Annotated in this window: 29 protein-coding genes; 15 read left to right on the plus strand and 14 right to left on the minus strand. The window is 63.1% G+C overall.

The window, feature by feature from the left end:
- Together purS and purC are read right to left on the minus strand one after the other, a co-directional pair.
- Entirely contained in the window at positions 1–243 is a 243-nt protein-coding gene (purS, locus tag EN808_RS07635; RefSeq protein ID WP_127280770.1) for a phosphoribosylformylglycinamidine synthase subunit PurS, read from the minus strand.
- A gap of 43 nt (positions 244–286) precedes the next feature.
- Positions 287–1,081, minus strand: coding sequence for a phosphoribosylaminoimidazolesuccinocarboxamide synthase (purC, locus tag EN808_RS07640; protein ID WP_013532127.1), 795 nt, complete (start codon positions 1,079–1,081; stop codon positions 287–289).
- 276 nt (positions 1,082–1,357) lie between these two features.
- Between purC and EN808_RS07645 the strand changes: the two genes are divergently transcribed.
- A complete protein-coding gene (locus EN808_RS07645) occupies positions 1,358–1,678 on the plus strand; it encodes a DUF1476 domain-containing protein (protein WP_127280658.1) in 321 nt (106 codons plus the stop codon).
- A gap of 109 nt (positions 1,679–1,787) precedes the next feature.
- Positions 1,788–2,561 carry an HpcH/HpaI aldolase/citrate lyase family protein gene (locus EN808_RS07650; protein ID WP_127280659.1) on the plus strand — a complete coding sequence of 258 codons (774 nt, stop codon included), beginning with the start codon at positions 1,788–1,790 and terminating at the stop codon, positions 2,559–2,561.
- A gap of 19 nt (positions 2,562–2,580) precedes the next feature.
- Here EN808_RS07650 and EN808_RS07655 read toward each other — a convergent pair whose 3' ends face one another.
- The gene (locus EN808_RS07655; protein WP_127280660.1) at positions 2,581–3,135 is read right to left on the minus strand and encodes an alpha/beta hydrolase; all 555 of its coding nucleotides are present in this window, start codon (positions 3,133–3,135) and stop codon (positions 2,581–2,583) included.
- A 244-nt stretch (positions 3,136–3,379) separates the two neighbouring features.
- Here EN808_RS07655 and EN808_RS07660 point away from each other — a divergent pair, with 244 nt between their 5' ends.
- The gene (locus EN808_RS07660) at positions 3,380–4,192 is read left to right on the plus strand and encodes a VOC family protein (RefSeq protein WP_135915482.1); all 813 of its coding nucleotides are present in this window, start codon (positions 3,380–3,382) and stop codon (positions 4,190–4,192) included.
- A 190-nt stretch (positions 4,193–4,382) separates the two neighbouring features.
- Here the strand turns inward: EN808_RS07660 and purB are convergent, their stop codons facing one another.
- The 3 genes from purB to EN808_RS07675 all read right to left on the minus strand — a co-directional run bounded on the left by purB (position 4,383) and on the right by EN808_RS07675 (position 7,095).
- Positions 4,383–5,690: an adenylosuccinate lyase gene (gene purB, locus EN808_RS07665; protein ID WP_127279377.1), complete on the minus strand. Its 1,308-nt coding sequence runs from the start codon at positions 5,688–5,690 to the stop codon at positions 4,383–4,385.
- Positions 5,691–5,848: 158 nt separating this feature from the next.
- Complete coding sequence (locus tag EN808_RS07670; protein WP_189521777.1) at positions 5,849–6,313, minus strand: hypothetical protein; 465 nt, start codon at positions 6,311–6,313, stop codon at positions 5,849–5,851.
- Positions 6,314–6,369: 56 nt separating this feature from the next.
- Positions 6,370–7,095: a DUF2259 domain-containing protein gene (locus EN808_RS07675; RefSeq protein ID WP_127279376.1), complete on the minus strand. Its 726-nt coding sequence runs from the start codon at positions 7,093–7,095 to the stop codon at positions 6,370–6,372.
- Positions 7,096–7,228: 133 nt separating this feature from the next.
- Here EN808_RS07675 and EN808_RS07680 point away from each other — a divergent pair, with 133 nt between their 5' ends.
- Complete coding sequence (locus tag EN808_RS07680) at positions 7,229–7,483, plus strand: DUF2171 domain-containing protein (RefSeq protein WP_023773164.1); 255 nt, start codon at positions 7,229–7,231, stop codon at positions 7,481–7,483.
- A gap of 9 nt (positions 7,484–7,492) precedes the next feature.
- On the opposite strand, the gene EN808_RS07685 is transcribed toward EN808_RS07680, so the two are convergent.
- Positions 7,493–8,518 (minus strand): P1 family peptidase, encoded by a 1,026-nt coding sequence (locus EN808_RS07685; protein ID WP_135915483.1) that lies wholly within the window; start codon positions 8,516–8,518, stop codon positions 7,493–7,495.
- Positions 8,518–9,591 carry an ABC transporter substrate-binding protein gene (locus EN808_RS07690; protein WP_135915484.1) on the minus strand — a complete coding sequence of 358 codons (1,074 nt, stop codon included), beginning with the start codon at positions 9,589–9,591 and terminating at the stop codon, positions 8,518–8,520. The genes EN808_RS07685 and EN808_RS07690 overlap by 1 nt, the downstream gene beginning before the upstream one ends.
- Before the next feature lie 178 nt (positions 9,592–9,769).
- Between EN808_RS07690 and EN808_RS07695 the strand changes: the two genes are divergently transcribed.
- The 7 genes from EN808_RS07695 (at position 9,770) to EN808_RS07730 (ending at position 16,276) form a co-directional block, all read left to right on the plus strand.
- Positions 9,770–10,297: a flavin reductase gene (locus tag EN808_RS07695; RefSeq protein WP_135915485.1), complete on the plus strand. Its 528-nt coding sequence runs from the start codon at positions 9,770–9,772 to the stop codon at positions 10,295–10,297.
- A complete protein-coding gene (locus EN808_RS07700; RefSeq protein WP_135915486.1) occupies positions 10,294–11,223 on the plus strand; it encodes a MoxR family ATPase in 930 nt (309 codons plus the stop codon). The genes EN808_RS07695 and EN808_RS07700 overlap by 4 nt, the downstream gene beginning before the upstream one ends.
- 5 nt (positions 11,224–11,228) lie before the next feature.
- Positions 11,229–12,479: a VWA domain-containing protein gene (locus EN808_RS07705; protein ID WP_135915487.1), complete on the plus strand. Its 1,251-nt coding sequence runs from the start codon at positions 11,229–11,231 to the stop codon at positions 12,477–12,479.
- 49 nt (positions 12,480–12,528) lie between these two features.
- Positions 12,529–12,867 carry an XdhC family protein gene (locus tag EN808_RS07710; protein ID WP_127280086.1) on the plus strand — a complete coding sequence of 113 codons (339 nt, stop codon included), beginning with the start codon at positions 12,529–12,531 and terminating at the stop codon, positions 12,865–12,867.
- Positions 12,868–12,873: 6 nt separating this feature from the next.
- Positions 12,874–13,578, plus strand: a complete 705-nt coding sequence (locus EN808_RS07715; protein ID WP_135915488.1) for an XdhC family protein — start codon at positions 12,874–12,876, stop codon at positions 13,576–13,578.
- On the plus strand, positions 13,575–15,185 hold the full coding sequence (locus EN808_RS07720; protein ID WP_135915489.1) for a molybdopterin-binding/glycosyltransferase family 2 protein: 1,611 nt from the start codon (positions 13,575–13,577) through the stop codon (positions 15,183–15,185). The genes EN808_RS07715 and EN808_RS07720 overlap by 4 nt, the downstream gene beginning before the upstream one ends.
- Before the next feature lie 236 nt (positions 15,186–15,421).
- Positions 15,422–16,276: an alpha/beta hydrolase gene (locus tag EN808_RS07730; RefSeq protein ID WP_135915490.1), complete on the plus strand. Its 855-nt coding sequence runs from the start codon at positions 15,422–15,424 to the stop codon at positions 16,274–16,276.
- Positions 16,277–16,296: 20 nt separating this feature from the next.
- Here the strand turns inward: EN808_RS07730 and EN808_RS07735 are convergent, their stop codons facing one another.
- Entirely contained in the window at positions 16,297–17,346 is a 1,050-nt protein-coding gene (locus tag EN808_RS07735) for a DUF1176 domain-containing protein (RefSeq protein WP_135915491.1), read from the minus strand.
- Positions 17,347–17,486: 140 nt separating this feature from the next.
- Here EN808_RS07735 and EN808_RS07740 point away from each other — a divergent pair, with 140 nt between their 5' ends.
- Positions 17,487–17,993 (plus strand): DUF1993 family protein, encoded by a 507-nt coding sequence (locus EN808_RS07740; RefSeq protein WP_135915492.1) that lies wholly within the window; start codon positions 17,487–17,489, stop codon positions 17,991–17,993.
- 54 nt (positions 17,994–18,047) lie between these two features.
- Here the strand turns inward: EN808_RS07740 and EN808_RS07745 are convergent, their stop codons facing one another.
- Positions 18,048–18,212, minus strand: a complete 165-nt coding sequence (locus EN808_RS07745) for a hypothetical protein (RefSeq protein ID WP_127280965.1) — start codon at positions 18,210–18,212, stop codon at positions 18,048–18,050.
- A gap of 395 nt (positions 18,213–18,607) precedes the next feature.
- Between EN808_RS07745 and EN808_RS07750 the strand changes: the two genes are divergently transcribed.
- The 3 genes from EN808_RS07750 (at position 18,608) to EN808_RS07760 (ending at position 21,565) form a co-directional block, all read left to right on the plus strand.
- Positions 18,608–19,069, plus strand: a complete 462-nt coding sequence (locus EN808_RS07750) for a hypothetical protein (protein WP_135915493.1) — start codon at positions 18,608–18,610, stop codon at positions 19,067–19,069.
- Between the two features lie 118 nt (positions 19,070–19,187).
- Positions 19,188–20,255 carry an aldo/keto reductase gene (locus EN808_RS07755; RefSeq protein WP_135915494.1) on the plus strand — a complete coding sequence of 356 codons (1,068 nt, stop codon included), beginning with the start codon at positions 19,188–19,190 and terminating at the stop codon, positions 20,253–20,255.
- Positions 20,256–20,302: 47 nt separating this feature from the next.
- The gene (locus EN808_RS07760; RefSeq protein ID WP_189524072.1) at positions 20,303–21,565 is read left to right on the plus strand and encodes a cysteine desulfurase-like protein; all 1,263 of its coding nucleotides are present in this window, start codon (positions 20,303–20,305) and stop codon (positions 21,563–21,565) included.
- A 15-nt stretch (positions 21,566–21,580) separates the two neighbouring features.
- Here the strand turns inward: EN808_RS07760 and EN808_RS07765 are convergent, their stop codons facing one another.
- From EN808_RS07765 to EN808_RS07780, 4 genes are read right to left on the minus strand one after another with little or no spacing between them, the layout of a single operon-like run.
- Positions 21,581–22,609, minus strand: coding sequence for a histone deacetylase family protein (locus EN808_RS07765; RefSeq protein WP_135915496.1), 1,029 nt, complete (start codon positions 22,607–22,609; stop codon positions 21,581–21,583).
- Positions 22,606–23,121, minus strand: a complete 516-nt coding sequence (locus tag EN808_RS07770) for a GNAT family N-acetyltransferase (RefSeq protein WP_135915497.1) — start codon at positions 23,119–23,121, stop codon at positions 22,606–22,608. Before EN808_RS07770 ends, EN808_RS07765 begins: the two co-directional genes overlap by 4 nt.
- Positions 23,122–23,176: 55 nt before the next feature.
- Positions 23,177–24,106 carry a 3-keto-5-aminohexanoate cleavage protein gene (locus EN808_RS07775; RefSeq protein WP_135915498.1) on the minus strand — a complete coding sequence of 310 codons (930 nt, stop codon included), beginning with the start codon at positions 24,104–24,106 and terminating at the stop codon, positions 23,177–23,179.
- 4 nt (positions 24,107–24,110) lie between these two features.
- Complete coding sequence (locus EN808_RS07780; protein ID WP_135915499.1) at positions 24,111–25,487, minus strand: aspartate aminotransferase family protein; 1,377 nt, start codon at positions 25,485–25,487, stop codon at positions 24,111–24,113.

Raw genomic sequence — 25,487 nt, forward strand, 5'->3', positions numbered from 1 at the left:
TCAGGTAAGTGTCACACTATAATTCTCGATCACCGTATTCGCCAGCAGCTTGTCGCACATGGCCTTCAAATCGGCTTCAGCCTTGGCCCTGTCGCTTTCCGCCAGTTCGACGTCGAACACCTTGCCTTGCCGCACCGCGCCGACGCCATCGAATCCCAGCCCCGACAGCGCGTGTTCGATTGCCTTGCCTTGCGGGTCCAGAACGCCATTCTTGAGGGTGACGGTAATGCGGGCCTTGATCACGCTGGACATGCTCCTGTTCTGAATGTCGGGTTGCAAGCCGCAATCAGTGCGGCTTGCCTTTGAGGCCGTCGGTCGAGGCGACCAGCACCGGGCCGGTAGGACGCGGCGGCTCGTTCTCGTTCATGATGCCGAGGCGGCGGGCGACTTCCTGATAGGCCTCGACGAGGCCGCCCATGTCACGGCGGAAACGGTCCTTGTCGAGCTTGTCCTGCGTCGCCACGTCCCACAAGCGGCAGGAGTCCGGCGAAATCTCGTCGGCCACGACGATGCGCATCATGTCGCCCTCGAACAGGCGGCCGCACTCGATCTTGAAGTCGACGAGCTGGATGCCGACGCCCATGAACAGGCCGGAGAGGAAATCGTTGACCCGGATGGCAAGCGCCATGACGTCGTCGATCTCTTGCGGGCTTGCCCAGCCGAACGCCGTGATGTGCTCTTCCGAAACCATCGGATCGTCGAGCGCGTCGGCCTTGTAGTAGAATTCGATGATCGAGCGCGGCAGGACGGTGCCTTCCTCGATGCCGAGGCGCTTGGACAGCGAACCGGCGGCGACATTGCGCACCACCACTTCGAGCGGGATGATCTCGACTTCCTTGATCAGCTGCTCGCGCATGTTGAGCCGGCGGATGAAGTGGGTCGGAATGCCCATGCGGTTCAAATGATTGAAAATGTATTCGGAAATGCGGTTGTTGAGCACGCCTTTGCCGTCGATGACCTCGTGCTTCTTCTTGTTGAACGCGGTGGCGTCGTCCTTGAAGAACTGGATAAGCGTGCCCGGCTCGGGTCCCTCATAGAGGATCTTGGCCTTGCCTTCATAAATGCGGCGGCGATTTTTCATTTGAATTTTTCTCTGGATTTGCGGGCAGGCGGTAAGGGACCACTTCCTGTCCGTCCGCCTGAATTAGCGCGGCGACGGTGACGTTCAATGCCGGGTCTATCCCAATCACATCGTTTGCTCAATCGGCAAATCCTTCGAATCAACCGCTTTCGGGACTGAAATGCCGCAGCGCAGCATATGACGAAGCATATTGACCGGCCCGCGACCTTTTGGTTTGTGCTTCGGCAACACACATATTCACCTGCCAACGAATCGGATTTGACCCGGAGGGACGCCATGAGCAGCATGAAAGACCGCGAAGAGGGCTTCGAGCGCAAATTTGCATTCGACGAGGAGCTTCGGTTCAAGGCTTCGGCACGGCGCAACAAGGCGCTTGGTCTGTGGGCCGCCGAAAAGCTCGGAAAATCCGGTTCCGACGCCGACGCCTACGCCAAGGAAGTTGTTGTTTCCGACATCGAGGAAGCCGGCGACCATGACGTGTTCCGCAAGATCCGCAAGGATTTCGACGCTGCAGGCGTGGAGCAGTCCGATCATCAGATCCGCCGCACCATGGACGAACTGATGGCGCAGGCGATCGAGCAGATCAGGAATACCTGATCGGCCTCTTACTGGACCAATCGACCGCCCGGCCGATCCGGGCGGTTTTTCTTTGCCTTTGCGGCGGTTTCCGGCTGAAACTGGCGACGTCAATAAGGAAAGAGATTAGATGTCCCTGAAGTCCCGTCTTGCCGCAGATGAAACGCTGGTCACCGCCTGGTCTGGCGTGCCGGACGCCTTGACCGTGGAGATCCTCGCCAGGCAGGACTTCGATGCCGTCACACTCGACATGCAGCATGGCGGCCATCACGAGGACAGCGTCCTGCGCGGCCTGGCGCCGGTACTGGCCCTGGGCAAGCCAGCGCTGGTGCGCATCCCTGTTGGCCGTTTCGACATGGCCAGCCGTGCCCTCGATTTCGGCGCCGAAGCGGTCATTGCCCCGATGGTCAACTCGGTGGCCGATGCCAAGCTGTTCGCCGCCGCCATGAAATATCCGCCGCTCGGAGAGCGCTCGTGGGGCCCGACCTATGCCTTTCCCCGTCATGGCAAGGGCGACTATGCCGAATGGCTGCGCGACACCAATCAGCGCACCATGGCTTTTGCGATGGTCGAGACGCGCGCGGCGCTCGATGCGCTTGACGGCATACTGGATACCCCCGGCATCGACGGCATCTTCCTCGGCCCATCGGATTTCTCGATCGCCTGGTCGAACGGCGCGACAGTCAACTCGACGCTCGAAAGCATGATGGAGACAGTGGCATCGGTTGCCGAGCGCACCCGCAAGGCCGGCAAGCATGCGGCGATCTACGTCGTCGAACCCGCTATCGCCGGCCGCGTCGTGTCGATGGGCTACCGCCTGCTCGCCACGGGCTCCGAGCATGCGCTGATTTCGCTGGGGGCAAAGACCCTGCTCAAGGGCATCAAGGATTCCATCGGCGCCTGATGCAGCGCGACCACGGACGCTAAGCCTTCAGGTCCGTCAGGAACTTGGCGAAGGTCATCGATCCCTCGGGCCACGGGCCAAAGCCTGAATCCTCGCTGAGATGACCGGTCTCGCCGGCGTCGATGAACAGCGAGCCCCAGGCGCCGGCGATGTCCTCGGCGACATCGAAGGGGCAGAAGGGATCGTTGCGGCTGGCGATCACGATGGAGGGAAATGGCAGCGGCTCGCGCGGATAGGGGCCGAAGGTCATCAGATGCCTCGGCTTGATCTTGGCATTGGCGACGTCGGGCGGTGCCACGAAGAAGGCGCCGGCGACCGGCTTCTGAAATTTCGGAATGGCCTGTACGGCCGCGGCCACTCCCAGTGAGTGAGCGACGAGAACGACAGGTCTCTCGGCCTCGTTGACCGCCTTGGCGACGCTCGCCGTCCAGTCCTCGCGCACCGGCTTCGACCATTCGGCCTGCTCCACACGGCGCGCGGTCGACAGCTTCGATTGCCAGCGGGTCTGCCAATGCTCGGGTCCGGAATTGGTGTATCCGGGAATGATCAGGATATCTGCGTCTTTGACTTTCATGGCGCTGAGATAGCGAGCACGATTGTCTCATGCAACCGTTGATGGCTGCGCTCTTTGCACGCAATGGTGAACACCATGTTCGCTTTTCGCCGTCTTGTGTGAACGATGGCGATCGACGATCTCTGTGGGAAAGAAACAGCCGTGGAGGGCCGGGATTTTGGTGCTGACACGACGTACAATGATTGGCGGCGCCGGGCTCCTGGCTTTTGGGGCTTCGCGAAACGTCGCCGCAACGGAGACAATGATGAGCGAACTGCCATTTGCCGCCACCACGCCGGTGAGCGTCGCCCGGGTCGGGCTGAAGGCGCGTGATGCCGAAAGCCTCGCGGCCTATTACCGCCGGGTTGTCGGCCTGCAGGAACTGAGCCGTGCCGATGGCGCGATCACGCTCGGCGCTGCCAACCGTCCGCTGCTGGTTCTTGAGCCGGACGCGTCCGCCAAGCCGGACGATCCGCGCAGCGCCGGCCTCTTCCACACGGCTTTCCTGCTGCCAAGCCGCGCCGATCTCGGCCGTTGGATCAACTACGCAATATCAGACAAGATCGCCATCGAGGGGGCTTCGGATCATCTGGTCAGCGAAGCGCTGTATCTGACCGATCCCGAGGGCAATGGCATCGAGATCTATGCCGATCGCCGCCCGCAGGACTGGAAATGGAGCGGCGACAAGATCGCCATGGCGACCGAGCGGATGAACATTCCTTCTGTCGTTGCCGAAGTGCCGGCCGGCGATGCGGGCTGGCAGGGCGCGCCGGAAAACAGCATTGTCGGCCACGTCCACCTCCGCGTCGGCAGGCCGGAAGAGGCCGAAGCCTGGTGGAACCAGGAATTCGGCTTCGACACGGTCGCCAAATATGGCGGCCAGGCGGTGTTCCTGTCGTCAGGCCATTACCACCACCACATCGGCGCCAATGCCTGGCAGAGCGCCGGCGCCGGTCGCCGCGACCCGTCTCGTTCGGGCCTCGCCTGGGTCGAAATGCGCTCGGACAATGTGGCGAGTGAAACGACCCGTGAGGACCCCTGGGGCACGGTGATCAGGACTGTTCCTGGCAAGGCGTGATTGGCGTCAACACAGCTTCTTTCTCCCCGTTTACGGGGAGAAATGCCCGGCAGGGCAATGAGGGGCGGCGCCGAGGTTGCAAGGTTATCGCTTCTGACACAATGCGATGAGTAGCTTTACCCGTCGAAGTTGGCGCTGCCCCTCATCCGCCTGCCGGCACCTTCTCCCCGTGAACGGGGAGAAGGAAAGCTCACGCCTCCCCGAACACACGCTTGAAAATCGTGTCGACGTGCTTGGTGTGATAACCTAGGTCGAATTTCTCGCGGATTTGCGCCTCTGGCAGCGCTGCGGTCACTTCCTTGTCGGCCAGAAGTTCCTCAAGGAAATCAGCGCCTTGTTCCCATACTTTCATGGCGTTGCGCTGCACCAGCCGGTAGGAGTCCTCGCGCGACAGGCCGGCCTGAGTCAACGCCAGCATCACGCGCTGGGAATGCACCAGTCCTCGGAACTTGTTCATGTTGTTCAGCATGTTCTCGGGATAGACGACGAGTTTGTCGACGACGCTGGTCAGACGTGACAGCGCGAAATCGAGCGTCACGGTGGCGTCCGGGCCGATCATGCGCTCGACCGACGAATGCGAAATGTCGCGTTCGTGCCAAAGGGCCACGTTCTCCATCGCCGGCAACGCCATAGAGCGCACCATGCGGGCAAGGCCGGTGAGGTTTTCGGTCAGCACCGGATTGCGTTTGTGCGGCATCGCCGACGAGCCCTTCTGGCCCGGCGAAAAAAACTCTTCCGCTTCCAGCACTTCGGTGCGCTGCAGATGCCGGACTTCGATCGCCAGCCGCTCGATCGAGGAGGCAATGACGCCGAGCGTGGCGAAGAACATGGCGTGGCGGTCGCGCGGGATCACTTGCGTCGATACCGGTTCCGGCTTCAGCCCCAGCTTTTGGGCCACATGTTCCTCGACATAGGGCTCGATGTTGGCGAAGGTGCCGACTGCCCCTGAAATCGCACAGGTGGCAATGTCTTCGCGCGCGTGCACCAGCCGCTCGCGGCAGCGCGAGAATTCGGCATAGGCCTGCGCCAGCTTGATACCGAAGGTGGTCGGCTCGGCATGGATGCCGTGGCTGCGGCCGATGGTGACGGTGTCCTTGTGCTCGAAGGCGCGGCGCTTGAGCGCTGCAAGCAACGCATCGATGTCGGCGAGCAGAATGTCGCTGGCACGGGTGAGTTGCACCGCAAAGCAGGTGTCGAGCACATCAGATGACGTCATGCCCTGATGGATGAAGCGCGCATCGGGTCCGACGAATTCGGCAAGATGGGTGAGGAAGGCGATGACGTCATGCTTGGTGACGCGCTCGATCGCGTCGATCTTCTCGACGTCGAATTCCGCAGCACTTCCCTTTTCCCAGATGGTTTTGGCCGCTTCCTTGGGGATGACGCCCAGTTCGGCCAGCGCGTCGCAGGCATGGGCCTCGATTTCGAACCAGATGCGAAACCGGGTTTCGGGCGACCAGATGGCGACCATTTCCGGCCGGGAGTAGCGAGGGATCATCGGTCTGTCCTGATGTGTCTAAAGCAATTCCAGGAAAAGTGCGCAGCGGTTTTCCGTCCGGAATTGCGAAAAAGAAAAAGTTAGAGCGGATCGGCGATTCTATCAAACGCTGAACCGCTCCAGGTTGGCCCGCCTCCTACCAGAGGTGGACCAAATGCTCAACGCTGATGCCGCGCAAACCAGAGGCCGGCAGCGAACAAGGCGACAAAACCAAGCGGAAAATAGAGCCGGATGCCCAGCACCACGAACTGGTAGGACGCCACCGCCACCGTGAAGGCAAGCTGAAAGCCCCAGGTGAGGGTGAATGCGGGCGCATGCCATTCGGCATAATAGGACCGGTACTGCAGCGCATACAGCCCGGCGGTCAGGCCAATCGTCGCCGCGGCGAGGCACACCAATGCCGCGGCGAAGGCGACCTCGGAGCCTCTTCCGAGCGAGACCAGCCGCGCCGCGAACAGGCCAACCGGAAACGCCAAGGCGCCGCCTGCGGCGAACAGCAGCGACACTGTGCGGATCTTGCCCGGCGTCACCCAATTGTCCAGAAACAGGTTGACGAGTGCGCTGGCGCCCATCGCCGCTGCCCACAGCAGGGCGCCGAGAAGCGCCGCGCGCGGTCTCGGCATCGCGTCGCGAAGGCGGCGCAGGGCGCGATTGCGCCTGACGGGTCGGACAAGCCCTGTCACAGGCGGCCGGTCACGGCGATCCAGCGAAAGTCCGGCCCCTCGAAACCATATTGGCGCACCGCGATCAGAACCGCATAGGCGCTGAGGCTGTCCATCGAGAATGTCTGCACCGCGCCGATGCGGTAGCCGTTCGGGCAGCCCCGGCTCTTGGGGATCGCCTTGTCCTCGTGCAGCAATTTGGTGGTGCCGCCATCCTGCGCCTCGATTCGCAGCAGACGGAAGCCATTGATCTCGCCCTGGCTGTCGCAGCCTTCGGTGTTGTTCATGCCGATCTCGTCCAACCGGAACTCGAGCGGCTGATCGACCGGGGAGAAGATCGGCCTCGGATTGACCGCCATGCGATGCGGATCGGCTGAAAGCTCGGTCACCGGGTTGAAACCGGCGGTGATGCCGCGATTGGCATTCAGCTCGGCCTGGCCGACAATGGCTTCGCCCTTTTGCCGGGCCTGGACGCGGGCAGCGTCGAGCGTTGCATTCTCATCGTCGAGCCGGACCCTGATCGGCGTGCCCTTGAGAAAGCTGTCGCTGCTTGTGTCGATGTAATAGCGGTTGGCATAGGGAAAGCCCGACCCGTCCTGGACGCCGTATTCCTCGAAGGCGAAGACGCTGCCATCCCGGGTGAAGCCGAGAATTTCAAGTTCCGCGACATCGCCGGCCTGGGCGGCGATCGACGCCGCGAGCTGCGCTGCCAGGGAAACGGCAAACAGGAAAAGCATTCGCATCGTTTTCACCCCGGCAGCCGTGATCGTTTCAATCCCTAGCACGACGAAATCAAAACGTCGTGCGGACCAAAGCCGATGCATCCAATCCGCTCGTCATTTGTTATTGTCGGCAATCCCCAATGGAGAAGCTACCATGACCGACACCAGCAAAATTCGTGAGCACATGGAAGTCGTCGGCGCCGATGGCGTGCATATCGGCACGGTCGACAAGGTCGATGGCCAGCGCATCAAGCTGACCAAGGCCGATAGCGGCGAGGGCGCTCACAAGGGCCATCATCATTATATTTCCCTGGCCCTGGTTGCCGAGGTCGATGGCAAGAAGGTTTGGCTGTCGGCGAATTCCGATGTCGCGGTGACGTTCGAGGAAGAGAAATCCGATCCGGTTTGATCGAAGGCCTTAGCCCAGGCGCGACGACCAGACTGGGAACAAATCATTATCGGCTGGCGTCGCGGCAAACACCCCACGGCTGATGGCGCGTGCCATGGTCGCGCCGGCCACGGCATAGAGGTCGACCGCGGCGTCGGCGGTGAGTTCGATCCCGCTCTTGCCGGTCGCCAACGCGAACACCAGATCGCCGTCGGCCGGCGTATGGGTCGGCCAGATGGCGCGCACGAAGCCGTCATGCGCCGCAATCGCCAGGCGTTTCGCGGCGGCCTTGGTGAGGACCGCGTCCGTCGCGATGACGGCGATGGTCGTGTTGCCGCCGGTTTCCATCTGCCGCCCGTGTTCCTTGTCGCGGTATTTCAGCAAGATCCGCTTGGCGTCTTCGGGCATGGGCGAGAGATAGCCGAGCCCGCCGAATTCATCGCCGATTTCGAAGGGCGCCGCCCAGAAATGGCGGGTGCGGCCAACGGTTACAGAGCCGGTCGGGTTGACGGCGGCCAGCGCGCCGATGGTGATGCCATTGTCCAGCAGCGTCGAGGCGGAGCCAAGGCCGCCCTTCAGGCCCGAAGTCAGTGCGCCGGTGCCGGCGCCGGCCGTGCCAAGCAGGAAATCGGCAGCGGCAGCCTGCACCGACTCGTAGCCGAGGTCGCGATAGGGCGGATAACGGCCCCAGTCCTTGTCGCCGCCATTGCGCAGGTCGAATAGGATCGCCGCTGGCACGATCGGCACCCGGAAGCCGCCCACCTCGAGGCCGATGCCGCGCTCGCGCAGCGCGGCCTGCACGCCGGACGCGGCATCGAGGCCGAAAGCCGAACCGCCCGACAGCACAACGGCATGGATTGTCTCGACGGAATTGTGCGGTTCCAGCAAATCCGTCTCGCGGGTGCCGGGCGCGCCGCCCAGGATCTGGACACCCGCCACCGCCGGCTCGTCGCAAAGCACGGTCGTCACGCCGGACTTCAGCCTGGCATCGGAAGCGTTGCCGACGCGCAGGCCGGCAACGTCCGATATGAGATTGCGCGGGCCGGTGCGGAACATCAGTTGTTTTCCAAGGGCACGAAGCGGGTGCCGTCGAAGCGGAAGACACGGTAGGGGCTCCGGCTGAGGTCGCCCTTGGCGTCGAAGCGGACCGGCCCGATCGCCGTGGTGAAATCATGCCCGGTGAGTGCGTCGGTCAGCGGCTTGCCGGAGCTTTCGGACAAGCCTGCCGCCGCCTTGGCGATCTCGATCGCCGCATAGCCTGGCAAGGTATAGCCGTCCGGCACGATCTTTCGCGCGGCGAAGCTCTCCAGCACTTTAGGGTTCGCGATATCCGCCCATTCCGGCTGGGCGATCATCAGCGTACCGGATGCATAGGGCACGTCACCGGGCGGCGTGCGCAGGTTTTCGCCGCCGGCAAGGACGATGCCGGCCTGGAGTTGGGCGGCATCGCGCCCCATGATGGCGATGTCGTCACCGTCGCCGCCGGCAAAGACATGCGTGGCGCCAGCCTTCTTCAGCCGTCCGATCAGGCCGATCTGGTTGTCGAGCTGCGGCCGGAACGTGTCGACGAAGACCGGTTTCAACGCTGCCTGCTCCGCCGCGGCGCGAAATGTCTCGGCGATCTCGCGGCCATAGATGGTGCCGTCGTCGATGATGGCGAACAATTCATCACGCCACAGGCGGGTCAGGTTAGAGGCGACGGCGTTGCGCTCGTCATCGCCGCGCGGCCCGAGGCGATAGACCGGCCAGCCGGTCTTGGCGCGGCGGTCGGTCAGGCTTTCGGTTCGCACGCCGACGGTGATGACCGGGATGTTGGCGTCCTTCAGGACAGGCATCGCCGCTTCGATCGCCTCCGTGCAGAGAAAGCCGATCACGACATTGACCTTGGCTGCCGCGAACTCCCTTGCCGCTGCGGCGCCGCCGTCGCCGGTGCAGGCGTCATCCACGGTCTTGAGCTGGACGCCGTCCGCCTCCGCGGCGAGTTCGGCGCCAGCCTCGATCTGCTTGCCGAGGATGGCCGACGGTCCCGACAGGGGCGCGGCGACCCCGATCGTGAGCGTCTGTGCGCCAGCGGCACCGGTCAGCAACAGCCAGGCCAGTGCGATGGATATCGTTGCCCCGGATCCCATCCTGCCGAACCGTCCCTCCAAGCCCGCGACGTCGCGTGGGCACCAATTCCCGCCAAGACCTAAAGGCTGTCCGGCCTTGGTGCAACACGCGAATTCGGGATATGGGCCAAGCACTTCGCTTGTGGCAAGTGATGTCTGGCCATATATGTCAGGCGAACAATGGCCACGGAAACTTCCAGTGCTGAAGAAGAACGATATTGGACCGCAAGCCTATCGCGACGCGATGAGCCATTTTGCCGGTCACGTCCATGTGGTGACCACCGATGGGCCCGCCGGCAAGCGCGGGGCGACGGTGATCGCGGCCTGTTCGGTGTCGGACACGCCGCCGACCATCCTGGTCTGCCTCAATCGTGAAAATGCCAAGAATGAGCTGTTCGTGAAGAACGGCAAATTTGCCCTGAACACGCTGGCTTCGCACCAGGAGCCGCTGTCGATTGGATTCTCCGGCATGACTGGGTTGCCGGTCGAAGAGCGTTTCGCGCTCGGCGAATGGGATGCCATTTCCACTGGTGCGCCGACATTGAAGGGCGCGCTCGCCGTGTTCGACTGCGAGTTGATCGATACCAAGGACCTGGCCACCCATCGTGTGCTTTTTGGCAAGGTGACAGGCCTGCGTATGGGCGATAATTTGCGGCCGCTGATTTACCACGCACGCGGCTACCACGTTCTGGAAAGTGGGGCAGCCGTACCTACGGAGAAGGAATGAGCGACTTGAAACCGCGCCCCGTGCCGGGGACGATCGACGAAACGCTCGATCTCCTGACCGGTGCGGACTATGTCGCGGACCGGTCGCTGGCAACGGTGCTTTTCCTGTCGCTGCGCATGAAACGGCCGCTTTTCCTCGAGGGCGAGGCCGGCGTCGGCAAGACCGAGATCGCCAAGGTGTTGGCAGAGGCGCTCGGCCGCCGGCTGATCCGCCTGCAGTGCTATGAGGGGCTCGATGTCTCCTCGGCCGTCTATGAATGGAATTACGCCGCGCAGATGATCGAGATTCGCATGGAGGAGGCGGCCGGCAAGGTCGAGCGCTCCGCCATGGAGCGCAACGTCTTTTCCGAAAAAAACCTGATCCGTCGGCCGGTGCTCGATGCGCTGACCGGAAAGACGGGTGCGGCCCCGGTCTTCCTGATCGACGAGCTCGACCGCACCGATGAAGCCTTCGAAGCCTTCCTGCTCGAAATCCTCTCCGACTTCCAAGTGACGGTGCCTGAACTCGGCACCATCAAGGCGGAAGAGCCGCCGATCGTCATCATCACCACCAACCGCACACGCGAGATCCACGACGCGCTGAAGCGGCGCTGCCTCTACCACTGGGTCGATTATCCCGTTGCGGAACGAGAGCTGGAGATCGTGCGCCGCAAGGTGCCACGGGCCAACCAGCGGCTTTCCGCTGAAGTGGTCTCCTTCATCCAGAAGCTGCGCCAGATCGAACTGTTCAAGGTGCCGGGCGTCGCCGAGACTATCGACTGGGCCGGGGCGCTGACCGAACTCGACAAGGTGGCGCTCGATCCGGAGACCGTGTCCGACACGATCGGCGTGTTGCTGAAATACCAGGACGACATTGCCCGCATCGGCGCGGGCGAGGGCCGGCGCATCCTCGACGAGGTCAAGGCTGAGCTCGCGGCGGCGGAGTAGCAAGAGTGAACGCGCCGCGTCCCGACCCCAGAGAGGCGACGGCCGACGGCCGGATCGCCGACAACATCGTCTATTTCGCCCGCACCTTGCGCAAGGCCGGCATGCGGGTCGGGCCAGCCTCGGTCAAGGACGCCATCGAGGCGGTACTCGTCTCCGGCATCGGCTCGCGCGATGATTTCTACTGGACGCTGCACGCCGTGCTGGTGTCCCGGCACGAGGATCATGCCATCTTCGACGAAGCCTTCAGGCTGTTCTGGAAATCGCGTGAACTGATCGAGAAGCTGCTGGCGATGTTTTCGCCGGTGGCGCCTGACGTCAGGGAGAAGCAGAAGCCGCGCGCGGCCGAAAGCCGTGTCAGTCAAGCGATGTTCGAGGGTCACCAGAAGAACCAGCCGCCTCGGGAAATCCCGGAGATCGAGGTCGATGCCCGCTTCACTTTCTCCGGCAACGAGCTGTTGCGGGGCAAGGATTTCGCGCAGATGAACGCAGCCGAGATGGCCGATGCCAGGAAGGCGATCGCGGCGTTGCGGCTGCCCGTGGACATGATGCGGACCAGGCGGTTCAAGGCCGATGCGCACGGCCGCCGCATTGATCCGCGCGCCATGATGCGCGCGGCCGCGCGCACCGGCGGTGAATTGATCCTGCCGAAATTCCGCTCGGTCCGCGAAGTCCACCCGCCTCTGGTGGTGCTGGCCGACATTTCCGGTTCGATGAGCCAGTACACGCGCATCTTCCTGCATTTCCTGCATGCGCTGACGGAAAAGCGCCGGCGCGTGCATACCTTTGTCTTCGGCACGCGGCTGACCAATCTCACCCGGCAGATGCGCCACCGCGATCCCGATGCCGCCCTTGCCGACTGTTCGGCGGCGGTCAAGGACTGGTCCGGCGGCACGCGCATCGGCGATACGCTGGCCGAGTTCAACCTTGTATGGTCGCGGCGCGTGCTGGGGCAGGGCGCCGTGGTGCTTCTGATCACCGACGGGCTGGAGCGTGACGATGTCGTGGGCTTGTCGGAAGAGATGGAGCGGCTGCACAAATCCTGCCGGCGGCTGATCTGGCTGAACCCTTTGCTCCGCTTCGACGGTTTTCAGGCGCGCCCTCGCGGTGTGAAGGCGATGCTGCCGCATGTCGACGAATTCCGCTCGGTGCACAATCTCGACGCGCTCGCCGATCTCTGCGCATCGCTGGACAAGAAATCGGCGCTTTCGGTCGATCCGCGCCGGTGGATGGATGCTGGCGCCAGGCACGCAGCATAGCCATATGTTTCCCGGCTCCTTGAAAAAACAGACCCTGAGAGAAGCAACGATGAGCGACAGCATCTATCTCGATGAGGCCCGCGACCCGCTGATCATCGCGGAAGCCTGGATGAAGGACGGCAAGGATGTCGCCATCGCGACCGTGGTCGAGACCTGGGGTTCGGCGCCGCGTCCGGTCGGCAGCCACCTTGTCATCGATGCCGATGGCAATTTCCACGGTTCGGTTTCGGGCGGCTGCGTCGAGGGCGCCGTCGTGACCGAGGCGGTCGACGTCATCGGCTCCGGCAAGGCCAGGATGCTTGAGTTCGGCGTCGCCGATGAGACGGCCTGGCAGGTGGGCCTGTCCTGTGGCGGCCGCATCAAGGTTTATGTTGAGCGATTGGGCTGACCTCGGATGGATCCCTATGCGCTGAAAACGCTCAATGCCGAGCGGCGCGCCCGCCGCGCGGCGATCCTCGTCACCGATCTCGGTGATGGTCGCGACCGTATCGTGCGCGAGGGGGACAACGTCGCCGGCGATCTCGGAGTGGCGATCGCCAAGGCGTTTCGATCCGGCAATTCCGGCTCCGTCGAGGCGGAAGGTCGGACCTTCTTTCTCAATGCGCATCTGCCGCGGCCGCGCCTTGTGGTGATCGGCGCCGTCCATATCAGCCAGGCGCTTGCGCCGATGGCCCGGATCGCCGGCTATCCGCTGGAGATCATCGATCCGCGCACCGCCTTTGCCACATCAGACCGTTTTCCCGATGTCGCCTTGCATGCGGACTGGCCGCAGGATGTGCTGGAGCGCCAGCCGCTCGACGCTTACACCGCGCTCGCCGCCGTCACCCATGACCCGAAGATCGATGATTTCGCGCTGAAGGCGGCACTCGACGCCAACTGTTTCTATGTCGGGGCGCTCGGCAGCCGCAAGACGCACGCCAAGCGCGTCGAGCGCCTGCTGGCGCTGGGCGCGAGTGCCGACCAGATCGCGCGTATCCACGCGCCGATCGGGCTGGACATTGGGGCGGCAAGCCCCGCCGAGATCGCCGTCGCCATTCTCGCGCAGACCATCCATGCCTTCCGCTCGCGCGGCCTCGAAGCGAAGGGCGCTGTGGCGTGAAATTCGGTCCGATCCCGATCGAGGCGGCCGAGGGGGCTGTGCTGGCCCATGCCACCACCGCCGGCGAAAGGCGGTTTCGCAAGGCGCACAGGTTGAGCGCCGAAGATGTCTCCACGCTCAAAGGGGCGGGTATCCTGCAGGTTGTCGCCGCCGTGCTGGCCTCCGACGATCTCGGCGAGGACGCCGCCGCGCAAACGATTGCGCAGAGCATGACCTTTGGCGGCATCGAGGCAAGGCCCGCCGCCACGGGTCGGGTCAATCTTCACGCCAAGGCGGCCGGTATCTTCACGGTCAAGGCCGCTGTCATCGACGCCATCAATGCCGTCGATCCGGCCATCACCATCGCCACGCTGGCTCAGCATGCGGCGGTCGAGAAGGGTCAGATGGTTGCGACGGTGAAGATCATCCCCTTCGCGGTCGCCTCATCGCTGGTCGACGCCGTGATGAAGATCTGCGCAGGCGGCGAAATCTTCGCAGTCAACGCCTATCGGCCGGTGCGTGTCGGCGTCATCCAGACGGTGCTGCCGGGCACCAAGCCCGGTGTGCTCGACAAGACCTTGCGCGTCACCGAAGCCCGGCTCGCGCGCTCGGGCGGCAGGCTGACGGCGGAGCGCCGCACGCCGCATGAGATCGGCCCTGTCGCCGAGGCCGCCATCGCGCTGGCGCGCGACAACGACATGGTGGTGATCTTCGGCGCTTCCGCCATGAGCGATTTCGCCGATGTCGTTCCGGCGGCGATCGAGAGGGCCGGGGGGATTGTTGTCCGTGCCGGCATGCCGGTCGATCCCGGCAATCTGTTGGTGCTCGGCACACTCGGCGGCAAGCGCGTCATCGGCGCGCCTGGCTGTGCCCGCAGCCCCAAGGAGAACGGCTTCGATTGGGTGCTCGACCGGTTGATTGCCGGCCTCGATGTCACGGCGGGCGACATCGCCGGCATGGGCGTCGGCGGCCTGCTGATGGAGATACCGACGCGGCCGCAGCCGCGCGAGCCGCTGCCGGCCAAAAACCGGCTCAAGGTTGCAATCGTGCTTCTGGCGGCGGGCCGGTCGAGCCGCATGGGCGGACCGAACAAGCTGATGGCGCTGTTCGACGGCCAGCCGCTGGTGCGCCGCACCACCGAACGCGCGCTCGCCTCGAAGGCTTCGGGCACGATCGTCGTCACCGGCCATCAGCGCGAGCGGGTGCGCGCCGCACTGTCGGGCCTCGACGTCACCTTCGCCGACAATCCCGACTTTGCCGATGGCCTGTCGACCTCCCTGAAGGCCGGAATTGCCTATCTGCCTCAAGACGTCGCGGGTGCGATGATCGTTCTTGGGGACATGCCGGGCGTCGCATCCGATGACCTCGACCGGCTGATCGATGCGTTCCGCAAGGCCGGCGGCAACTCAGTGGTTCGCGCCTCGCATGAAGGCAAACGCGGCAATCCGGTGCTTCTGCCGCGTTCGCTGTTCGCGGCCGTCGGCCATCTCGAAGGCGATACCGGCGCACGTCATCTGGTCGAGGCCGAGGGGCTCGATGTCATCGATGTCGAGATCGGCGAGGGCGCGTCCGTCGACGTTGACACCCGAGAGGCTCTCGAAGGCGCGGGCGGCGTGCTGCAGGATTGACAAACCCGAGCCGAATTACGCATGCCTGAGTGATGTTTTTCAGTTCACCAGCGTTTGCGCTTCTACCCCCCTCTGGCCTGCGGGCCATCTCCCCCTCAAGGGGGGAGATCAGCAGTTTCGATGAGGGTGTCCACCGTGCAACTTTGGAGCATGGCGAAAGCCGAACGCGTGTCCAATCTCCCCCCTTGAGGGGGAGATGGCCGGCAGGCCAGAGGGGGGCGTGCCGCGCTGCCTTCATGGCCCTGCTTTTCCTGTTTTCCGCCGCCCACGCCAATGCGCTCGAACTGAAATCCTTCAAAGACGATCTCTTCGCCTATCCGGCGACGCTCTCATCCGACACAAATGGTGCCTACACGGTCCTCGACTACCGTGAAATGCGCGACATCAACCAGCGTGACGAGGTGCCGGAAAAGCGCGTGCATGCCCAGTATGCCGACACCGGCGTGCGCAAGACGCAGCAGGATCTGATGCTGAAGACGGACGCCGGCGATGTCAGGCATGTCGCCGTCGGCAAGACGCAAGGGGCCGCCGTCATCGTGCTCTATCTGCACGGGCAGGGTGGCAGCCGCAAGCAAGGCATCGACGACTTCACCTTCGGCGGCAATTTCAACCGCCTCAAGAACCTGATGGCCGGCAATGGCGGGCTCTATATCTCTCCGGATTTTCCTGATTTCGGGGACAAGGGCGCAGCACTGGTCGCGGCCCTGATCGACCATTATGCCGAACAGTCCCCGGGCGCGAAAATCTTCGTCGCCTGCGGCTCGATGGGCGGTGCGCTGTGCTGGAAGCTTGCCGCCCGCAAGGATACGGGCGGGCGCATCAATGGATTGCTGCTGCTCGGATCGCTGTGGGACGAGAGCTTTCTCGCTAGCCCCGCCTTCAAGCGTCGCGTGCCAGTGTTCTTCGGCCAGGGCAGCCATGACGTGGTCTTTCCCGTGGCCAACCAGGAAGCGTTCTTCCGCTCCATCCTAGCCAGGTCGAAGACCTATCCGACCCGCTTCGTCCGCTTCGAGACCGGCACGCATGGCACGCCGATCCGCATGGTCGACTGGCGCGGCACGCTCAACTGGATGCTGTCGAAGGCACCATAGCGCCCGACGCGCCATTTGGACTAAGGCGCGGTGTTGTAGTCGACAATCGTCTGCGGATTTTCCTCGCCGTCATACGACGCGTCGACGTCATACTGGACCAGCGAGAAATCGCCGTTGCGGAACAGGTAGGTCCCGGAATCCGAGGCATCGCCGACGCCCCGCCATTTGTTGAAGGTGGTGATCGTGTGGGTGTCCTGGTCATAGTCGGAGTTGACCGCCCACCCCGTGGTCTGGAAGCCGATCACCGTCACGCTCAACAGCTTGCCGTCGCTGTCATTGTTCTCGTAGCGTATATCGGTCTCGGGCTCGGCGAATTGCAATTGCCGGACGCCGTCCACCTCGTCGGTTATGTAGTAGACCGAGCTTTCATTGTAGGCGGCGGCCGAGCAGGAGAAATGGAACAGCCGCGTTTCCTTGTCCGGGTCGCCCGGCTGAGCATTCTTGTCCTTGTATTTGATCGAAAAGACCTCCGGCTCATTGGCCAGGAGTTGCTTGTCACACTGGTCGCCATAGGTCGCCAGGAAGGCCTTCTTGACTTGTTCCAGTGCGGTATCCTTCTTCGGCGGCGGCGGACCATCGCCGCAGCTTGGCGGCAACGCATCGTCGAAATCCACGGTGGAGGGCTTCAGCGCCCCCTTGTCGATGAAGATCGGCTGGAAGGGCGGCGCCTGGATCTGGGCGTTGACCTGGCGCAGCGTGTAGCAGCCGGCGAAGACCTTCGCTTCGCCCTTCTTGTCGGTTGCCTGGATGGCGACCGGGACATTGTAATAGATGCTGCCCGCCGCGCCCTCGTCCGAAATCGGACCGGTCTTGACCTCCACCGTATTGGTGCCGTCATAGCCTTTGACGAACGTATCGAAATCCTTTGCCGGCTTTGTATCGCCGTAATAGCCCCAGGCGCGAGCGAATTCGTGCCGGTTGATGGCGCTGTAGAGCGAGCGGACGACCGCATCCGCGCTCGACCGATCATCGACGTAAGGCGCTTCGGGCGTATCGCTGGCGGCCAATGCCGTCTGGGCTGTCGTGGCAAGGGAGAGAAGGGCTGTCGCTGCGAGAAGGGCGCGTCTCATCGGGAATCTCCGCTCGATAACGAAGATTCTACCATGGCGATTGCGGCGACGTGGTGACGCCGTGCGGCTGCACCTTGAAGAATCGTGCTTGAGGGCGCTACGTCCTCCCGCCGGCGTTCCTGCCGAACAGGAGATTTGACGTGACGATATCGATGTATGAGGCATCCGTGCCCGTGTTTTCAGCCAGGCTGAAAGCTCTTTCCAATGTGCTCGCGGCAGCCGAACAAAACGCGCTTGACCGCAAGATCGACCCGCAGGTGTTTTTGACGGCGCGGCTTGCGCCCGACATGTTCGCTTTGACCCGACAGGTGCAGATCGCCACCGACCATGCCAAGGGAGCACCCTCACGGCTAGCCAGCCGCGAAGTGCCGAAATACGAAGACAATGAGGCGAGCTTTGCCGATCTCGAAGCGAGGATCGCCAAGACACTGGCTCATCTGGCGACTTTTTCGGCCGCCGATATCGACGGGTCGGATGACAGGATGATCGAGTTGAAGCTGGGGGGCCGGGAAACCACATTGAGCGGCATGCAGTATCTGCTGCATGTGGCCATGCCCAACTTCTATTTCCACCTTACCACCGCCTACGACATTCTTCGCCACAATGGCGTGCCGTTGGGCAAGGCGACGTTCCTGGGATCGCGTTGAGGCGTGACGTCCGAGATGTCCTGGATCGATCCGGGACATCTCGCGGGATGCAGCCTAGCGGATGGACATTTCGCGGGCGATACGCGGGAAATCGGCGGGCTTGATGCCGATGTCGGCACGCTCGGCGCTGCTCATCGAATGAAGCAGCGCCAGCGCCGCACGATATCTCTGATGTTCCTGCGGGCGCGGCCGGGCGAACATTTCCGTGAAGAAACCCATGATTCAGGCTCCTGGTTGGTCCTCCACACCACACAATATACGTGAATCGTGACAATTGTGCAGTGCAGCATTTGCATGCCTGCCATGTCCGAATGATTTTCATAAAATTTTTTTCGGCTCCGTGGAACTTTCGCGCAGCGCGACTCGTAGGCTTCGACGCTGGCACATGGCCAGTTTTTCCTCGCCACTCCTGGCGAATTTCCGGACTGCATGAAAGTGCAGTCCGGCTTTTGGTCGAGGAGCCATTGATCCTCGATCGCAATCCTCGCAACGGCTAAATTCGTTAAGACCTGTGGCATGTATTTTTAACGAGCCGGTTCTATGCTCTGCAATCCAGACAGTCAGGCAAGGGGGAGGCTGACATCGCTACCAGCGCCAAGCGTGATTTCGCTTCGTTGCTCGACGACCTCTTCGTTGCCTCCGACAAGGGCGACGGCATCGAGGGCGACGAGACCGGCGCGCGCCCATCCATCCCGTTCGACTATCTTTCGGTCGCCGATGAACTCCATTCCGGCCGCATCAAGGTATCCGCCGCGGAATATCGCGAGGCTGGTGCTGATCTGGCCAGCGAATTTGCCGCCCTGCTTGAACAGGCAAGGCTGGCCCTGGCTGGCGAAGAACCGAAGCCGGAAGACGAATTGCCGCCAATCGATCCTGAATCGATTGCGGTCGAACTGGGACTGAATCAGCCCAAGGTCGTTGCCGATTTCAGTCGCATGCGCCGCAGCTTTGCTTTTGCCAACCATCCTGACCGGGTTGCGCCGCATTTGCGCCAGCGCGCGATGATCCGCATGCAAGTGGCCAACATGCTGATCGACGAGGCCAAGCGCCGCGCCGTGGCCGCCGCAAGCCGCTAGCCGTCCCTGCTCACGCAAAAGTCGGCCTGGCAAGGCTTGGAGAGCGCCTCCGCTTTCCTATAAGATGCGGTTTCCTCCCGCGCAGCCGCGCATGTTTTTCCCTCCGGAGCAGAATTCCATGCACAAACGCCGTCTCGGCCGGACCGATCTTCTTGTCACCCAGATTTGCCTCGGTTCGATGACCTGGGGCCAGCAGAACACCGAGGCCGAGGGCCATGCCCAGATGGACCTGGCCTTCTCGCGTGGCGTCAATTTCATCGACACCGCTGAACTCTATCCGATCCCGCCCAAGGCGGAGACGCAAGGGCGGACCGAGAAGATCATCGGCAGCTGGATGAAGGCCAAGGGCAATCGCGACAAGGTGATCCTCGCCTCAAAGGTGGTCGGCCGTACCGCCAACAGCTGGTTTCGCGGCGACCGACCCTCGCAATTGGTGCGGGCCGATATCTTTGATGCCATCGACAAGTCGCTGACCAAGCTCGGCACGGACTATCTCGACCTTTATCAAATCCACTGGCCGGAACGGGACATCCCATGGGGCGCCAACCCGACGCGCGTCGGCGCGGTGGCGCGGCGCGCCGATTCCGTCGGCGCGCCAGTCGGCGAGACGCCGATCGCCGAGACGCTTGCGGTATTCGAGGAACTGGTGAAGGCAGGAAAAATCCGCCATTTCGGCCTGTCGAACGAGAGTTCGTGGGGCGTGATGCGCTTCCTCGCCGAGGCCGACAAAGGGATCGGTCCGCGCGTCGCCTCGATCCAGAACGCCTACAACCTCGTCAACCGGACCTTCGAGGTGAACCTCGCCGAGGTCTGCGAACGCGAAGGAGTGTCGCTGCTTGCCTATTCGCCGCTGGCGCAGGGTTATCTGACCGGCAAGTACGATCACGGCGCCCGCCCGCAGGGCTCGCGCTCGCAGCTCTTCAACCGCGGTCAGCGTTATGAGACGCCCAATGCCGCTGAGGCGCAGCTCGAATACAATGAACTGGCGCGCTCTTTCGGCCTGGAGCCGGCGCTGTTTGCCAATGCCTATGTCTCGAGCCGGCCTTTCGTCACATCGAACATCGTCGGCGCGACAACCATTTCGCAGCTGGAGATGGCACTGTCCTCGGTGGATGTCGTCTGGACCGAAGAAATGCAGAAGGCGGTGGACGCCATTCACCAGCGGTTCGGCAATCCTTGTCCGTGACCGGGCCGGGTCCGGAATTGTCGAGCAACAGCAAAGGGGTGGAGACAATGGTGGATTTTTCGATCGAGGCCGTGCGTGGAAAATTTCCCGCTCTCTCGCTGACCGACAAAGGGCGCCGGCGCATCTATCTCGACAATCCCGCCGGGACGCAGGTGCCTCAGGCCGTCGCCGATGCGGTCGCGCGCTGCCTCTTGACGACCAACGCCAATCTAGGCGGCTATTTTGAAACGACGATCGCCGCGCAGCAGGTCGTCGACGAGGCGCACCAGGCGATGGCCGATTTCCTTGGCGCGGCGAGTCCCCAGGAAATCATCATCGGCGCCAACATGACGACGCTGACCTTTCACATGTCGCGAACGCTCGGCCGCACGATGAAGCCAGGCGACGAGATCATCCTCACCCGCATGGACCATGAGGGCAATGTGTCGCCCTGGCTGCAACTGGCCGAGGACCTCGGCCTCGTCGTGCGCTGGCTGCCGTTCGACGAAAAGACCTGGCAGGTCGAGGAGGCGACGCTCGCTGGTCTGCTGTCTGGGAAGACACGATTGGTGGCGTTGAACTACGCCAGCAATCTCACCGGCTCGATCAACCGGGTCAAGTCCTTGACCCAACTTGCAAAAAAGGCCGGAGCTCTGGTCTATGTCGATGCCGTGCAATTCGCGCCGCATGGCCTGATCGACGTGCAGGAGCTCGGCTGCGATTTTTTGATCTGCTCGGCCTACAAATTCTTCGGCCCGCATATGGGCATCCTGTGGGGCCGGTGCGACATCCTCGAAGGTCTGAAGGCCTATAAGTGCCGCTGTTCCTCGAACGGCCTGCCGGAGCGCTTCGAACTCGGCACGCCGCAGATCGAACTGATGGCCGGCCTCACAGCTGCAATTGACTATTTTGCCGACCTCGGCGCCGGCGAGGGCGGATCGAGAAGGCGCAGGATTGCCAAGGCGTTCGAAGTCTCCATCGCCTATGAAAACCCGTTGGCGCAAAGGTTGATCGATGGTCTGTCCGATATTCCGGGCCTGGCGATCCATGGCATCACCGATCCGAAACGGCTCGGCGATCGTGTGCCGACTGTTTCCTTCACCGTGGACGGCATAGTGCCCGAAACGATCGTGCGGCAGATGAACGCCGAAAACATCTTCCTGTGGTCGGGCCACAACTATGCCTGGGAGATCGTCCACCAACTGGGCATTCCGGCCGAGCAAGGCGTCGTGCGCATCGGCATCGCGCATTACAACACGGCGTCCGAAATCGACGAGACGCTGGAAAGCGTGCACCGGGTGATTGCCATGCTCAGGCAGCAACGCTCCTGACGTGGGCTCGCATTGTCACTGCGCCTTGCCGCCAAAACCGGTGAGGAAGGCGGTGAGATTGTCGCCGAGTTCGTCGCAGAGATAGCCGCCTTCCTGGACGATGACCGTCCGCAGGCCGAGGCCGGCGATGGCCTCGCCGATGCGCGAGAAGCCCGGCGTCGTCACCGAAAGCCCGCCGAACGGATCGCCCTCGAACGCGTCGAGGCCGAGCGCCACGACCAGTACATCGGGAGAGAAGGCTCGGATGCGCTGGAACGCCACGCCGAGCGCTTCCAGAAACGCCGCATCGGCGGATTTGCGCGGCAGCGGCAGATTGAAATTGTAGCCGAGGCCGGGACCTTCGCCGCGCTCGTCGGCATGGCCCCAGAAGAACGGGTAGAAGCGCACCGGATCGGCATGCAGCGAGACTGTCAGCACGTCGGGTCGCGCATAGAAGATGCCTTGCGTGCCGTTGCCGTGATGCAGGTCGACATCGAGGATCGCCACGCGGGCCGCCTGCCTACGCAGCACCTGTGCCGCGACGGCCGAATTGTTGATGAAGCAGAAGCCGCCGGCGACATCGGCAAAGGCGTGGTGGCCAGGCGGTCGGCACAGCGCATAGGCGCCGGAAGCGCCTGCCATCACCGTTTCCGCCGCCTCGACGGCGCTCCAGGCACTCCACAGCGCGCTCTGCCATGTCTCGCCCGAGATCGGGCAGGCCGTGTCTGCCATGTGGTATCCGGCCTGACCGACAGCGGAGGCTGGATAGGAGCCGTTGCGGGCGATCGGGTGGATATTGGGGATGACCTCCGCCGACGCTCCGTCGATCCGCTGCCAGCGCTCGAAAATATGTTCGAGGAAGTCGAGATATTCGGGCGTATGCACGGCGGAGACCGGGCCGAGCCCATGATTCCCGGGTCTTTCGATGGTGCAACCCGCAGACCTTGCGCCGGCTAATAATCTTTCGGCGCGTTCCGGTTTTTCAGGATTTGGTTGCGCGGCACCGCTGGAAAGGAAAGCCTTGGGGTCGTGCCGCTTCTGCTCCTGCGCGTAGAAGGCTTTCATGGCTGGTCCCCATTTTCCGGCGTGTCGGCGAAGGCAAAAAAGGCCTCGCCGATGATTTTCTGCGTCTGCTCGTAGCTCGACCAGGCAATGCCCAGCCTCTCGTAAAAAGCCTTGGCGCTCTCATTGTCGGTGTCGACGGACAGCCTCAGATAAACGCCGCCATCCCTGCGGCATTCCGCCGCCACGCGGCGCAGCAGGCGTTCGCCGATCTTGCGGCCACGGAACCGGTCTTCGACATAGAGGTCCTGCACATAGACGCCAGGCCGTCCCATCCAGGTCGAGAAGATCGGGAAATGCAGGCACAGCCCGGCGAATTCGCCACCGACTTCGGCGATCAGGGTCGAGAAAGCGGGCTTTGCGCCGAAGCCCCAGGTTCTGAGATCGTCCGCCGTCGAGATGATTTCCTCGGGCGCGCCGATATGGGTGCCGAGTTTCAGGATCGCCGCATGGATGGTTTCGACATCATCGATGGTGCCGGGGCGGAGGATGATCTCGGGCGAACGGATAGTCATTGTAGGTCCGATGGGACAGGGGGCGGGACTGGGCGCAAGCATCTCAGTCATCATTTCAAAAAGCCACGCGGTCGCCGCCCTTGAGCGCCAGCATGTCGCGCGCTTCCGCCGGTGTGGCAACCTCCAGCGACAGGCCATCGAGAATGCCACGGATGCGGCGCACCTGGTCGGCGTTGGATTTCGCCAATTGGCGACCGTCGTAGAGGCTGTCCTCCAGCCCGACACGCACATTTCCGCCCATCGCGGCGGCGATCGAGATCAGCGGCATCTGGCTCCGCCCAGCGGCCAGTACCGAAAACTGGTAGCTGTCGCCGAACAATTTGTCGGCGATGCGCTTCATATGGATGAGATTGTCCGGGTCGGCGCCGATGCCGCCCAGGATGCCCAGCACGAACTGGATGAACAGCGGCCCGGACACCAGACCCCGGTCGCGAAAATGCGCCAGCGAATAGAGGTGGCCGACATCGTAGCACTCGAATTCGAAGCGCGTGCCGCAGCCTTTGCCAAGCCGCTCGAGCACGCCTTCCATGTCGGCGAAGGTGTTTTTGAAGATGGTGTCGCGGGTTGCTTCGAGCAGCTTTGGCTCCCATTCGTGCTGCCATTCCCTTGGCCTGTCGAGCATCGGGAACAGCGCGAAATTCATCGAACCCATGTTGAGCGAACACATTTCGGGTTCAGCCCGCAGCGGTGCCGCCAACCGTTGGTCCAATGTCATTAGCGAGGAGCCGCCGGTGGTGATGTTGATCACCGCATCGGTCGCCTGCTTGATGCGCGGCAGGAACTGCATGAACACTTCAGGATCGGCGGTCGGGCGGCCATCCCTGGGGTCGCGTGCATGCAGATGCAGGATCGAGGCCCCGGCCTCGGCCGCGGCGATCGCATCCGCCGCGATCTGGTCCGGCGTCACCGGCAGATGGGGCGACATGGACGGCGTATGCACCGAACCGGTGACGGCGCAGGTGATGATGACTTTTCGCGGCGCCATTCCTCTACCCCCGGCCTTCGACCGGCAAGTCGAGTTCGCCGGCCAGGATTTCGAGCGAGTCGCCGACAATGGAGATGATCTCGCCGACCTGCTCGCTGGTGACGATCATCGGCGGCGCCACCATGAAATTGTCGCCGTCGACGCCGCCCTTGACCCTGCGGCCATAGATGATCAACCCGCGCTCATAGGCGAGGTCGAGCAGCCGCTGCGTCGCTTTCTTTGGCTGGTCGATGGGCTTCAGCGTATCAGGATCGGCGACCATCTCGGCACCCGTAAGCAGCCCCTTGCCGCGCACATCGGCAATGAATGGAAACCGTTTCGCAAGTGCCTTCAGGCCGTCCATGAGCACATCGCCCATGGCAGCCGCATTGGCGATCAGGTCGAGCCGGTCCATTTCGCCCAGCACCGCAAGCCCGGCGGCGCAGGCGAGAGGATTGCCGGCATAGGTGTGGCCATGCTGGAAGCCCCCGGAAGCGAGCAGAGGCTGCACCAGCCGCATCGATACCGCCAGCGCGCCGAGCGGCGCGTAGCCGGAGCCCAGGCCTTTCGACAGCGCGACGATGTCCGGCTTGCAGTTCCAATGGTCGCCGCCGAGGAATTTGCCGGTGCGGCCCGCACCGCTCATCACTTCGTCGTGGATGAGCAGGATGCCGTAGCGGTCGCAGATTTCGCGGATGCGCGCATAGTAGCTGTCGGGCGCCACCAGCGCGGCGGTCGCCGCGCCGCCGATCGGCTCCATGATGAAGGCGACGACGCTTTCGGGGCCTTCGGCGAGGATCTTTTCCTCCAGCATGTCGGCGTAGCGGACGCCGCGCTGCTCCATCGAGAAATTGTCGCGGTCGCGCCAGGCGGTTGGTGCCGGCACGGTCGGCATCACCCGCATCATCGGCGTAAAAGTCTCGGCCAGCGCATCGTCGCCGGTGATCGAAAGCGAACCCAGCGTGCCGCCATGATAGGAAGGAAAGCGGGTGATCACTTTCCAGCGGCCGGCCTGGCCGGTGGCGACGGCCCATTGCCGGGCCAGCTTGATGCAGGATTCCGTCGCCTCCGAGCCGCCGGAGACGAAGAAGATGCGGTCCATGCCTTGCGGAAGCTTGCCGGCAAGTTCTCGCGCCAGTTCTTCCGCTGGCTCGTTTTCGAAATGCAGCCGGTAGGCGAAGGTGGCGCGGTCCATCTGCCGCTTCATGGCATCGAGCACATTGCGGTTGGAATGGCCGATATTGGCGACCATCGGGCCGCTCGATCCGTCGATGAAACGGCGGCCATCCTGCGTCCACATGTAGATGCCTTCGGCGCGATCGATGAGCGGTCGGCGCAGGCTGGACAGATAGAAGAGATGCGATTCTCGCCGAGTTTCGGCGGCATGCTGGACTTTCGACAT

Origin of the sequence: Mesorhizobium sp. M8A.F.Ca.ET.165.01.1.1 (assembly GCF_004792065.1) — a bacterium.
Taxonomy (GTDB): domain Bacteria; phylum Pseudomonadota; class Alphaproteobacteria; order Rhizobiales; family Rhizobiaceae; genus Mesorhizobium.

Bases quoted from the DNA above. Each gene is read 5' to 3' on its own strand.
- purC (WP_013532127.1), bottom strand. From the start codon at position 1,081: ATGAAAAATCGCCGCCGCATTTATGAAGGCAAGGCCAAGATCCTCTAT.
- EN808_RS07645 (WP_127280658.1), top strand. From the start codon at position 1,358: ATGAGCAGCATGAAAGACCGCGAAGAGGGCTTCGAGCGCAAATTTGCA.
- EN808_RS07650 (WP_127280659.1), top strand. From the start codon at position 1,788: ATGTCCCTGAAGTCCCGTCTTGCCGCAGATGAAACGCTGGTCACCGCC.
- EN808_RS07655 (WP_127280660.1), bottom strand. From the start codon at position 3,135: ATGAAAGTCAAAGACGCAGATATCCTGATCATTCCCGGATACACCAAT.
- EN808_RS07660 (WP_135915482.1), top strand. From the start codon at position 3,380: ATGAGCGAACTGCCATTTGCCGCCACCACGCCGGTGAGCGTCGCCCGG.
- purB (WP_127279377.1), bottom strand. From the start codon at position 5,690: ATGATCCCTCGCTACTCCCGGCCGGAAATGGTCGCCATCTGGTCGCCC.
- EN808_RS07670 (WP_189521777.1), bottom strand. From the start codon at position 6,313: ATGCCGAGACCGCGCGCGGCGCTTCTCGGCGCCCTGCTGTGGGCAGCG.
- EN808_RS07675 (WP_127279376.1), bottom strand. From the start codon at position 7,095: ATGCGAATGCTTTTCCTGTTTGCCGTTTCCCTGGCAGCGCAGCTCGCG.
- EN808_RS07680 (WP_023773164.1), top strand. From the start codon at position 7,229: ATGACCGACACCAGCAAAATTCGTGAGCACATGGAAGTCGTCGGCGCC.
- EN808_RS07685 (WP_135915483.1), bottom strand. From the start codon at position 8,518: ATGTTCCGCACCGGCCCGCGCAATCTCATATCGGACGTTGCCGGCCTG.
- EN808_RS07690 (WP_135915484.1), bottom strand. From the start codon at position 9,591: ATGGGATCCGGGGCAACGATATCCATCGCACTGGCCTGGCTGTTGCTG.
- EN808_RS07700 (WP_135915486.1), top strand. From the start codon at position 10,294: ATGAGCGACTTGAAACCGCGCCCCGTGCCGGGGACGATCGACGAAACG.
- EN808_RS07710 (WP_127280086.1), top strand. From the start codon at position 12,529: ATGAGCGACAGCATCTATCTCGATGAGGCCCGCGACCCGCTGATCATC.
- EN808_RS07715 (WP_135915488.1), top strand. From the start codon at position 12,874: ATGGATCCCTATGCGCTGAAAACGCTCAATGCCGAGCGGCGCGCCCGC.
- EN808_RS07730 (WP_135915490.1), top strand. From the start codon at position 15,422: ATGGCCCTGCTTTTCCTGTTTTCCGCCGCCCACGCCAATGCGCTCGAA.
- EN808_RS07735 (WP_135915491.1), bottom strand. From the start codon at position 17,346: ATGAGACGCGCCCTTCTCGCAGCGACAGCCCTTCTCTCCCTTGCCACG.
- EN808_RS07745 (WP_127280965.1), bottom strand. From the start codon at position 18,212: ATGGGTTTCTTCACGGAAATGTTCGCCCGGCCGCGCCCGCAGGAACAT.
- EN808_RS07755 (WP_135915494.1), top strand. From the start codon at position 19,188: ATGCACAAACGCCGTCTCGGCCGGACCGATCTTCTTGTCACCCAGATT.
- EN808_RS07760 (WP_189524072.1), top strand. From the start codon at position 20,303: ATGGTGGATTTTTCGATCGAGGCCGTGCGTGGAAAATTTCCCGCTCTC.
- EN808_RS07765 (WP_135915496.1), bottom strand. From the start codon at position 22,609: ATGAAAGCCTTCTACGCGCAGGAGCAGAAGCGGCACGACCCCAAGGCT.
- EN808_RS07770 (WP_135915497.1), bottom strand. From the start codon at position 23,121: ATGACTATCCGTTCGCCCGAGATCATCCTCCGCCCCGGCACCATCGAT.
- EN808_RS07775 (WP_135915498.1), bottom strand. From the start codon at position 24,106: ATGGCGCCGCGAAAAGTCATCATCACCTGCGCCGTCACCGGTTCGGTG.
- EN808_RS07780 (WP_135915499.1), bottom strand. From the start codon at position 25,487: ATGTCGAAAGTCCAGCATGCCGCCGAAACTCGGCGAGAATCGCATCTC.